This window comes from Kitasatospora sp. NPDC056783, assembly GCF_042789895.1.
Classification (GTDB): domain Bacteria; phylum Actinomycetota; class Actinomycetes; order Streptomycetales; family Streptomycetaceae; genus Kitasatospora.
Map to the genome: position 1 here is coordinate 1 of NZ_JBHUAF010000344.1, position 9,454 is coordinate 9,454.

Consider the following 9,454-nt stretch of genomic DNA (forward strand, 5'->3'; position numbering starts at 1 on the left):
ACCCGGAGACGGACGAACCGGAGACGGACGAACCGGAGACGGACGAACCGGAGACGGACGAACCGGAGACGGACGAACCGGCGGCGGAGCCGGCGTCCTCGGCGGTGCCGAAGTCCAGCACGACGGCCACCCGCTTGCGGCCCTCCTGCGCGGGCGTGTCCGCGCAGATGTCGGCGAAGCTCCCGGCCGTCCGGGGCTTCGCGGCGTCCTGCCCGCCGTCCGGGCTCAGCGCGAACCGCCACCCGTCCACGGCCCCGTCCGGCGGCACCGCGACGGAGGGCCCCTGCTGCTGGTACGTCCAGCTGCCGCCCTCGGCGCCGCGCCAGAACGACCAGTACCGGTACCCGGCGGCCTGCGCCGGAGCGGCGGAGGCGAGCAGCAGCACCGCCCCGAGGAGGGGGAGGAGCAGCGCGGCGAGGGCGGTGCGGCGGCGGGCGCGGGCGCCGTCACCGGGCGGGCCGGGTCGTGCGCCCCCGCCCGGCAGGCCGGGGCCCGGCCCGCCGGGAGCGGCGTGGGAGGCGGGGCGCATCAGAGGTGGGTGTTGCGCTTGCGCTGGAGGCTGAGGAGCAGGCCGCCGCCGACGCCGACGAGCAGGCCGACGCCGATCAGCCAGTACTGGCCGATGCCGCCGTCCTTCTTCTTCGCCGGGGCGGTCGCCGTCGCCGTGGCGGAGGCGTCGTTGGCCTTGGGTGCCGGGCCGAGGGCGGTGAGCTGCCCGGTCAGGGCGGCGGTGTCGCGGTGGGCGGCCTGGGAGACCAGCAGCAGGGTGGCGGTGGCGCCGGCGTCGCTGCCGTCCTTGGTCCAGGCGGCGCCCTCCTTGGCGAGCCAGTCCACGGTGCCGGCGGCCTGCTGGGGGTGGCCGCTCTGGGTGAGGGCGAGGGCGGCCCAGGCGGTGGCGGTGTAGTCGGGCTTGGGCTCGGCGCCCGGCGTGACGAGGCTGAGGTGGTCGCCGTTCGCCGCGAGCTGGGCGGTGAGGTAGGCGCCGGCGGCCTCGCCGGAGTCCGCGTGCGCGACCGGGGCCGGGGCGGCAGCGGCGTCGGGGGCGCAGGTGAGGGCCTTGGGCGCGGCGTCGGCGCGCACCGAGGTGGCGACCGGCAGGTGCCCGCCGCCGGCGGCGAGCGCGGACTGGCCGCTGGCCAGGGCGTTCGGGGTGAGCGCGCCGGCCGGGTCGGGCTGGTAGGCGAAGGCGCCGCGCTGGTCGGCGGGGGCCGCGCAGCCGAGCTGGAACAGGGCGAGCCCGTCGAAGGCGGACTTGCCGGCCTTGGCGACGCCCGCCGGGTCGGTCCCGGCGGCGAACAGCGCGTTGACGGCGAGCCCGGTGGAGTTGGCGTCGCCAGGGTTGCCCGGGTTGTAGGCCCAGCTGCCGTCGGCGTTCTGGTGGGCCTTGAGCCAGGCGACGCCCTTGTCGACGGCGTCCTGGTGGCCGCCGAGGGCGATCAGGGCCTGGATGGCGACGGCGGTGGCGTTGCTGTCCTCGAACGTGGCGTCGCAGGCCGCGCCGGCCGCCCGGTAGGAGGGCCAGCCGCCGTCCTCGCACTGCTGACCGGTGAGCCAGCCGACCGCGGAGTCGGCCGGGGTGACCTTGGCCGCCGTCAGGGCGGTGAGCGCCAGCGACTGCCGCCAGACGCCGTCGTACGTCGGGTCGCTCTTGCCGTACAGGCCGTCCGGGAGGGCGGGGGCGGGGACGTCGGCCAGGGCCGGTCCGGCGGCGAGGCCGGTGAGCAGTGCGGCGGACAGGGCGGCGGCGCCCAGGCGGGCGGCGGTCAGCATGGTGCGGGTGTGCCTTTCGGTGAGCGGTGGTGGCCCGGGCGGGGGCCGTTCCGTAGTCCTCGACGGTGCCGGGCGGAGTGCGTCCGGGTGGGCCGCTCGCGCCTCCCCGGGTGCTCCGACTCGTCCGGGCGGCCGAGCGCGGCGCCGGACTCACGGCTGCGGGGTCAGCGCCGGATTCGCACCGGCTTTCCCCGGGGGAGGAACGGGATGGAGTTGTGCTGCCCGTCGACTTTAGCCGCCGGAGCGCGCCGGCGGCCCGGCCGCGGCAGGAACAGGTTCCAGTCCGGGGCGGGCGGGCGGAGGCTCACGGCTGGCCGGGCGGACGGCTCAGGGCAGCGTGAGCAGCCGGGCCGCGGTGTGCAGGTCGGCCCGTACCTCGGCGATCGAGGCGCGTCCGGAGAGCCAGGCGACCAGCGCCGAGTGCCAGGTGTGCTCGATCACCCGCACCGCCGCGCGCTGGCTCTCGCTGGGTGGTCCGGACTGGCCGATCGCGTCCAGGATGAGCTGCCCGGTGGCCGCGCTGACCCGGTCCACCTCGGCCCCGACCGAGCGGTCCGCGAAGGACAGCGCCCGGACCATCGCCTCGGCGAGCAGCGGTTCGCGCTGGAGCGCGTGGAAGGCCCGGGTGAGGGTGTCGGCGACCCGCGGCGCCGGCTCGGGGTCGGTCGGCGGGTGCCGCCGGATGTGCTCGTGGAGGCCCTGCAACTGCTCCAGCATCACCGCGACCAGCAGGTGCACCTTGGACGGGAAGTAGCGGTAGAGCGTGCCGAGGGCGACCTGCGCGCTCTCCGCGACCTCCCGCATCTGCACCGCCTCGTACCCGCCCCGCACCGCCAGCGCGGTGGCGGCGCGCAGGATGCGCCGGCGCCGTTCGGCCTGCCGTGCGGTCAGCGGCGGCTCGCCCGCGGCGGGGAGGGACGGCGGGGCCGGCGGCGGAACCGGACGAGAGGGCGACGGCAAGGGTGCTCCCGGGCGGGCGAGAGTGGCGGTGTGCTCCACGGAGTCGGCAGGATTCGGCGTGGCGGGAATCACCAGCCCTGCCTCCTGAGGAAAAGCTACGGGCCGGTATCTTCGAGGTCTCTCATGGTTCACGTGGTCGACCACGAGTTCCCCAGCCACTGAAACCTGATCTACTTTAGCGACCGGACGACGCGTCCGGCAGCACAGACGGCAGTCAGAGAAGAGGGCCCAGGATGACCGCGCAGCCGCTGCGGATTGCCCTGCTTTCGTACCGCGGGGACCCTTTCTGCGGTGGCCAGGGCGTGTACGTACGGCACCTCTCCCGCGAGCTGGCCAGGCTGGGCCACCACGTGGACGTGATCGGCGCGCAGCCCTACCCGGTGCTGGACGAGGTCGAGGGCCCCGGCTCGGTGCGCCTGGTCGAGCTGCCCAGCCTGGACCTCTACCGCGCCGACGACCCCTTCCGCACCCCCGCCCGCGACGAGTTCCGCGGCCCGGTGGACCTGCTGGAGTTCGCCACCATGCGCACCGGCGGCTTCCCCGAGCCGCTCACCTTCTCGCTGCGCGCCCGCCGCTACCTGGCCGCCCACAAGGGCCGCTACGACGTGGTGCACGACAACCAGACCCTCGGCTACGGCCTGCTGGGCCTGGCCCGGCACGGCTTCCCGCTGGTCACCACGATCCACCACCCGATCACCGTGGACCGGCAGCTGGAGCTGGACGCCGCCACCACCCGGGGCAAGCGGCTCTCGCTGCGCCGCTGGTACGCCTTCACCCGGATGCAGCGCCGGGTCGCGGCCCGGCTGGACCACGTGATCACCGTCTCCGGCACCTCGCAGCGCGAGATCGCCGAGCACCTGGGCGCGGCGCCGGGCGCGATCTCGGTGGTGCCGATCGGCGCCGACACCCGGCTCTGGTCGCCGTCCGACGCGGTGGCCCGGGTCCCGGGGCGGATCGTCACCACCTCCAGCGCGGACGTTCCGCTCAAGGGCCTGGTCTTCCTGGTCGAGGCGCTCGCCAAGGTCCGCACCGAGCGGGACGCCCACCTGGTGGTGGTCGGCAAGCCGCAGAAGGAGGACGGCCCGGTGGCCGAGGCGGTGCGCCGCTCCGGGCTGTCCGGGCACATCGAGTTCCGCAGCGGGCTGACCGACCAGGAGCTGGTCGACCTCTACCGCTCGGCCGAGGTGGCCTGTGTCCCCTCGCTGTACGAGGGCTTCTCGCTGCCCGCCGCCGAGGCGATGGCCACCGGCACCCCGCTGGTCGCCACCACCGGCGGGGCGATCCCCGAGGTGGCCGGCCCGGACGGGGAGACCTGCCTCGCGGTGCCGCCGGGGGAGGCGGACGCGCTGGCCGGCGCGCTCGGCCGGCTGCTGGACGACCCGGAGCTGCGGGCCGCGCTCGGCACGGCCGGACGGGAGCGGGTGCTGTCCCGGTTCACCTGGGAGCGGGCCGCCGAGCTGACCGCCGGGGCGTACCGCGCGGCGATCGCCACCGGGGCCGGCGCCCGGGCCCGCTCGGGGCCGGGCTGGCGGTACGTGGCCTAGCCGCCGCCCCGTCGCCGCCGCCCCGTCGCCGCCGGTTCGGTGACGGCGGGTCGGGTCCGCTCCGACGAGGCTGACGAAGCGTGACGAAGCGTCAAGAACGCTTGGTAGCAAAAGGAATGGGAGTCCTGTAGTGCTGACCGTCGATTTCTCGCGCTTCCCGCTCGCCCCCGGCGACCGGGTGCTCGACCTGGGCTGCGGCGGGGGCCGGCACGCGTTCGAGTGCTACCGCCGCGGCGCCAATGTGACCGCCCTCGACCAGAACGCCGAGGAGATCGCCGAGGTCAAGAAGTGGTTCGCGGCCATGGAGCAGGCCGGTGAGGCCCCCGAGGGCGCGTCGGCGGTCGCGATGGAGGGCAACGCGCTGGCGCTGCCGTTCGAGGACGAGTACTTCGACAAGATCATCATCTCCGAGGTGATGGAGCACATCCCGGACGACAGGGGCGTGCTCGACGAGATGTTCCGGGTCCTCAAGCCCGGCGGCCTGCTCGCTGTCACGGTGCCGCGCTGGCTGCCGGAGAAGATCTGCTGGGCGCTGTCCGACGAGTACCACGCGAACGAGGGCGGCCACATCCGGATCTACCGGGGCGACGAACTGCTCGGCAAGCTCAAGGACGCCGGCCTGGAGCCGTACGGCACCCACCACGCGCACGCGCTGCACTCGCCGTACTGGTGGATCAAGTGCGCGGTCGGCGTCGACAACGACAAGGCGCTGCCGGTCAAGGCCTACCACCGGCTGCTGGTCTGGGACATCGTCGGCACCCCGGTGATCAGCACCCTCACCAAGGCCGCCGAACGGGCCCTCAACCCGGCCATCGGCAAGAGCTTCGTCGCGTACGCCGCCAAGCCCAACCGCGCGCCGGGCGGGTCGGCATGACCGCCGCCGTCCCCGAGGTGCTGCTGCTCGACGGGGTGCTCGACGCCGAGCAGGCCGCCGACACCGTGCGCAGCATCCTGGCCGAGCAGCGCCCGGACGGCGCCATACCCTGGTTCGCCGGCCACCACCTCGACCCCTGGGACCACACCGAGGCCGCGATGGCCCTCGACACGGCCGGCGAGCACGCCGCCGCCGAGGCCGCCTACCGCTGGCTCGCCGCCGCCCAGAACCCGGACGGCTCCTGGTACGCCGCCTACACCGACGGCGCGGTCACCGACCGGGCCAAGGAGAGCAACTTCTGCGCGTACGTCGCGGTCGGGGTCTGGCACCACCACCTCAGCACCGGCGACGACGCCTTCCTGGAGTGGATCTGGCCGGTCGTCCGGCGCGCGCTGGACTTCATCGTCGCGCTGCGGCTGCCCGGCGGCCCGATCGCCTGGCGGGTCGACGAGGACGGCGCCGCCACCGGCGAGGCGCTGCTCACCGGCTCGTCCAGCATCCTGCACGCGCTGCGCTGCGGCCTGGCCATCGCCGACTACCTGGAGGAGCCGCAGCCCGACTGGGAGCTCGCGGCCGGGTGGCTGGGGCACGCCGTGGCGCACCACCCCGAGCGGTTCCTGGACAAGGACCGCTACTCGATGGACTGGTACTACCCGGTGCTCGGCACCGGCCTGCGCGGCGACGCGGCGCTGGAGCGGATCGAGCGGGACTGGGAGCGCTTCGTCGTCCCCGGCCTCGGCGTGCGCTGCGTCAGCGACCGCCCGTGGGTGACCGGCGGGGAGAGCGCCGAGCTGGCGCTCGCGCTCTGGGCGATCGGCCAGTCCGACCGCGCGGTGGACATCCTGCGCTGGATCCAGAAGCACCTGCGGCACGAGGACGGCTCGTACTGGACCGGGTACGTCTTCGAGGACGACGCGATCTGGCCGGAGGAGCGCACCACCTGGACGGCCGGGGCGCTGCTGCTCGCGGTGGCCGCGCTCGGCGGGGACCCGGCGACGGTCGCGGTCTTCGGCGGGGAGCAGCTGCCCACCGGACTGGTGGTCGAGGACTGCTGCTGAGGCGGGCGCGGCGAAGGGGCGGGTACGACGAAGGGGCGGGACCGGAGAACCGGTCCCGCCCCTTCCGGGTCCGCGCGGCCGCGTCAGCCGCGCTGGATGCCGGTGGTGTCGGCCAGCACGCCCTGGCTGCCGTCCGGCAGCTGCGCCACCAGTGCGGCGCCGCGCTGCTCGACGGCCAGGTACCAGGTGCCCGGCACGACCTCCCCGACCGGGGCGCCGGCCGGGTTGTCCTTCGGGGCCAGCCGGCGCGGGGCCGGGACGGCGAACCAGAACGGCTGGAAGTCCGCCGCCGGGGCGGGCGCCGGCTGGGCGGCCGGGGTCGGCTGCGGGGCCGGGGCGGCGTCGTGCGGCTGGGCGGCCGCTCCCTGCTGAACGGGCTGGGGCTGGCCGGCGCCCGGGTAGCCGTAGCCGCCCTGGCCGCCGAACGCCGGGTCCTGGACCTGGCCGGGGTAGCCGTACTGGCCGGGCGCGCCCTGCTGGCCCGGGTAGCCGTACTGGCCGGGGACGGCCGCCGGGCGGTCGGCGACCAGCGGGGCCTTCAGCGCGGGCACCAGGGGGCTCGCGGCGGCCGCGCCGGCCATCACGACCAGCGCGACGAGGCCGAGCCAGGCGCCGAAGCCGTGGCCGAAGCTGCCGGAGGACGGGCCGCCGCCGAGCGACCAGACCGAGGTCCACAGCGCCGCCACGGCGAACGCGATGCCCCACTGGTCCAGCCGCAGGCCGAGCACCTGGCGGGTGGCGGCGGCCGCGCCCTGGAAGCGCTGCACCAGGATCAGCACGGCGGCGACGATGCCCAGCAGGTAGATCGAGGGCAGGACGGGGAAGAGTTCGGTGCTCCACGCGTTCTGCGAGGTGTTCCCGCAGTACCGGCCGCTGCAGTCCACGGTCCAGTAGGGCAGGAAGGAGGCGATGAAGAGCAGGACGGCCCCGCCTGCGACGGCGGCGTCTCCCCTGGTGAGAGCGCGCAGATTCACTAACGTTCCCCTCGTTGACGTGTCGTGGTCGGTGGCTCGCGCGGTCGGGCTGACCGGCCGAAACTCCCGAACGGACCAGAAGCCTAGGCCCAACCGTCCCACCGGTGCACGGCGGGCTCGGGAATGGGGCGAAGTCGTTGCAAACCGTGCGCTCCGGGCGGAGTGCCGCCCGCCGCGGGCGTGTGGCTCAACTCCGTTGCGGGGCTTCGGTCTTCTACTGGGTCGTCAGGAACGCGGTCAGCGCGTCGGCGATCCCCTGGGCCGCCTGCTGGCGCCACTGAGGGTCCGTCATCCGCTTCGCGTCCGCCGAGTTGCGCATGTTACCGCACTCGATGAACACCTTGGGGGCGGTGGAGAGGTTGAGGCCGCCCAGGTCGGAGCGGGTGTCCAGGCCGTCCTTGGCGAGGTAGTCCGCGTACGGCTCACCGGTCGCGGCGTGGAACCGGTCGCGCAGCAGGAGGCCGAGCCGGTGCGAGGGCTCGACGATCGCCGCGTTGTCCGCCTTACCGGCCACCACCCTGGCGGGCATGATGACGTGGAATCCGCTGCCGCCCGCCGGGCCGCCGTCGCCGTGCACCGAGACGACGGCGTCGGCGTGCGCGTCGGTGCCCGCGCGGGCGCGTTCGTCGATGCACGGGCCCCAGGGGCGGTCACCGTCCTGGGTGAGCACTACCGTGGCGCCCCGGGCGGTCAGGATGGCGCGGGCCCGGCGGGAGACGTCCAGGGTGTACTCGGCCTCGGTGTAGCCGGCGTTGGTCTCGGTCCCGGTGGTGTCGCACTCCTTGCGGGCGTTGCCGATGTCCACCTGACGGTTGATCTGGGCGGTGTGCGCGGAGTTGCCGGGGTTGTGGCCGGGGTCGAGCAGCACGGTGCGGCCGGCCAGGCCGGCCGCACCGGCGGCGGGGGCGGAGGCGGCCGGGGTGATCGGGGCGGCCGGTGTCCCGCCCTGGGTCTCGGCCGGTGTCCCGCCCGGGGTCTCGCTCGGTGTCTCGGCCGGAGCGGGGGGTTCGGGCGCGGCCTCGGCGGTCGGCGGCGGTGTGACGGGAGGGGTGAGGGGCGAGCCGGAGGCGGTCCCGGCCGGGACCGGCCCCGCGGACGCGATGGCCGGGGCCGCCGTGGCGCCCGTCGGGTCGGAGTGGTCGAGGGCCCGCCAGCCGAACCAGCCCGCCGTGCAGAGCGGAACGGCCACCGCCGCCGCCGTGGTGGCGCGCAGCAGGGTGGAGCGGCGGGGCGGGCGAGGGGCGGAACCGGGCACTGGTCGGTCAGATCCTGTCCGAGGTGGGCGGGGTGATGCCGTAGGCGGTCGCGATCGGCTTCCACTTGTTCAGGAAGTCCGCCTTCGCCTGGGTGGCCTGCGGGTTGAGCTCGTCCGCGTGCTTCTTGTCGGCGGTGGACGGTGCCCGGCCGGAGCAGCCCTGGGCGGCGACGGCGCGCGCCCAGGCGGCGTACGCCCGGTCGACGTCCGCGGACAGCTGCCAGGCGGACTTGAGCGAGCTCACCGCGTCCGCGCCACCCGGCAGGTCCGAGACGCTCAGGGCGGCGAGCTTGGTCAGCAGGCCGTCGCGCTGGGAGGCGCCGCTGTCGAAGACCTGCGCCGCGGCCTCGATGTCGGTCTTCGACGGGCAGCTGCTGACCTTGGCGACGGCGTTGCTGATCGAGGCCCGGGCGTTCTCGCCGTCCGTGAGCAGGCCGTCCAGCGACTGCGCCTGGGACTTGGCGTTGGGGCCGGCGGCGGTCGCGTTCGGGGAGGGGGTGGCCGGCGTCGCCGGGGCGCTCGCGCTCGGGGCGGCGTCCGTACCGGTGGGGGCGGGCGGCGGGTTCTCCGGGCCCGTCGCCGGGGCGGAGGCCGGGGTGGGTTCGGGGGCGGCCTGGGCGTCCTTGTCGCCGTCGCCGCGGACGGCGAACAGCAGGCCGCCGCCGATCGCCAGCACCAGGAGCAGGGCGAAGCCGATCAGCAGCGGGGTCCGGCGGTCGGCCGGGCGGCCGCCGTCCTCCCCGTGGCCGGTCGGATGGTCGGGCCGGGCGCCGTACGGGGGCTGCGGCGGGGCGGCGGGCGGCTGCGACGGGTAGCCGTAGCCGGGGGCCGGCGGGCCCGGGTGGGAGGGGAACGGTGCCGCCGCGGGCGGGGCGGCCGGCGGCGGGGGCGCGACGGGGGACAGCCGGGCGGTCGGCGGGTCGTGGTCGCGGGAGCCGGCGAGGGACGGGCGGGCGCCCAGCGGCGGGCCCTGGTCGCCGACGGCGCCCGGCGCGGGCGGCTGGGGCGCGGCCGGGGGC

8 protein-coding genes, 1 pseudogene and 1 riboswitch are annotated in these 9,454 nt (G+C 75.8%); of the genes and pseudogenes, 3 read left to right on the forward strand and 6 right to left on the reverse strand.

Going from position 1 to position 9,454, the window contains the following annotated elements; genetic code table 11:
* From ACFRMQ_RS32635 to ACFRMQ_RS32645, 3 genes are all read right to left on the reverse strand, one after another.
* On the reverse strand, positions 1-529 hold a 529-nt coding region (locus ACFRMQ_RS32635; RefSeq protein WP_380734351.1), incomplete at its 3' end, for an SCO2322 family protein.
* Complete coding sequence (locus ACFRMQ_RS32640) at positions 529-1,770, reverse strand: prenyltransferase/squalene oxidase repeat-containing protein (RefSeq protein ID WP_380734352.1); 1,242 nt, start codon at positions 1,768-1,770, stop codon at positions 529-531. The genes ACFRMQ_RS32640 and ACFRMQ_RS32635, both read right to left, overlap by 1 nt.
* Before the next feature lie 108 nt (positions 1,771-1,878).
* A riboswitch (cobalamin riboswitch) is annotated at positions 1,879-1,962 on the reverse strand.
* Between the two features lie 135 nt (positions 1,963-2,097).
* Positions 2,098-2,730 carry a TetR family transcriptional regulator gene (locus ACFRMQ_RS32645; RefSeq protein WP_380734353.1) on the reverse strand — a complete coding sequence of 211 codons (633 nt, stop codon included), beginning with the start codon at positions 2,728-2,730 and terminating at the stop codon, positions 2,098-2,100.
* Positions 2,731-2,963: 233 nt separating this feature from the next.
* Here ACFRMQ_RS32645 and ACFRMQ_RS32650 point away from each other — a divergent pair, with 233 nt between their 5' ends.
* The 3 genes from ACFRMQ_RS32650 (at position 2,964) to ACFRMQ_RS32660 (ending at position 6,206) form a co-directional block, all read left to right on the forward strand.
* Positions 2,964-4,274: a glycosyltransferase family 4 protein gene (locus ACFRMQ_RS32650; RefSeq protein ID WP_380734354.1), complete on the forward strand. Its 1,311-nt coding sequence runs from the start codon at positions 2,964-2,966 to the stop codon at positions 4,272-4,274.
* Positions 4,275-4,404: 130 nt separating this feature from the next.
* Entirely contained in the window at positions 4,405-5,148 is a 744-nt protein-coding gene (locus ACFRMQ_RS32655; RefSeq protein WP_380734355.1) for a class I SAM-dependent methyltransferase, read from the forward strand.
* Positions 5,145-6,206, forward strand: coding sequence for a prenyltransferase (locus ACFRMQ_RS32660; RefSeq protein WP_380734356.1), 1,062 nt, complete (start codon positions 5,145-5,147; stop codon positions 6,204-6,206). The genes ACFRMQ_RS32655 and ACFRMQ_RS32660 overlap by 4 nt, the downstream gene beginning before the upstream one ends.
* Positions 6,207-6,289: 83 nt before the next feature.
* Here ACFRMQ_RS32660 and ACFRMQ_RS32665 read toward each other — a convergent pair whose 3' ends face one another.
* The 3 genes and pseudogenes from ACFRMQ_RS32665 to ACFRMQ_RS32675 all read right to left on the reverse strand — a co-directional run.
* Positions 6,290-7,180, reverse strand: coding sequence for a hypothetical protein (locus ACFRMQ_RS32665; protein ID WP_380734357.1), 891 nt, complete (start codon positions 7,178-7,180; stop codon positions 6,290-6,292).
* Between the two features lie 214 nt (positions 7,181-7,394).
* Entirely contained in the window at positions 7,395-8,435 is a 1,041-nt protein-coding gene (locus ACFRMQ_RS32670) for an N-acetylmuramoyl-L-alanine amidase (RefSeq protein WP_380734358.1), read from the reverse strand.
* 7 nt (positions 8,436-8,442) lie between these two features.
* Positions 8,443-9,454 (reverse strand): annotated as a pseudogene (locus ACFRMQ_RS32675) (hypothetical protein); the annotation flags it as partial.

What these genes read in the sequence shown, in the direction of transcription:
- ACFRMQ_RS32640 (WP_380734352.1), bottom strand. Translation starts at nt 1,770, where the DNA reads ATGCTGACCGCCGCCCGCCTGGGCGCCGCCGCCCTGTCCGCCGCACTG.
- ACFRMQ_RS32650 (WP_380734354.1), top strand. Translation starts at nt 2,964, where the DNA reads ATGACCGCGCAGCCGCTGCGGATTGCCCTGCTTTCGTACCGCGGGGAC.
- ACFRMQ_RS32660 (WP_380734356.1), top strand. Translation starts at nt 5,145, where the DNA reads ATGACCGCCGCCGTCCCCGAGGTGCTGCTGCTCGACGGGGTGCTCGAC.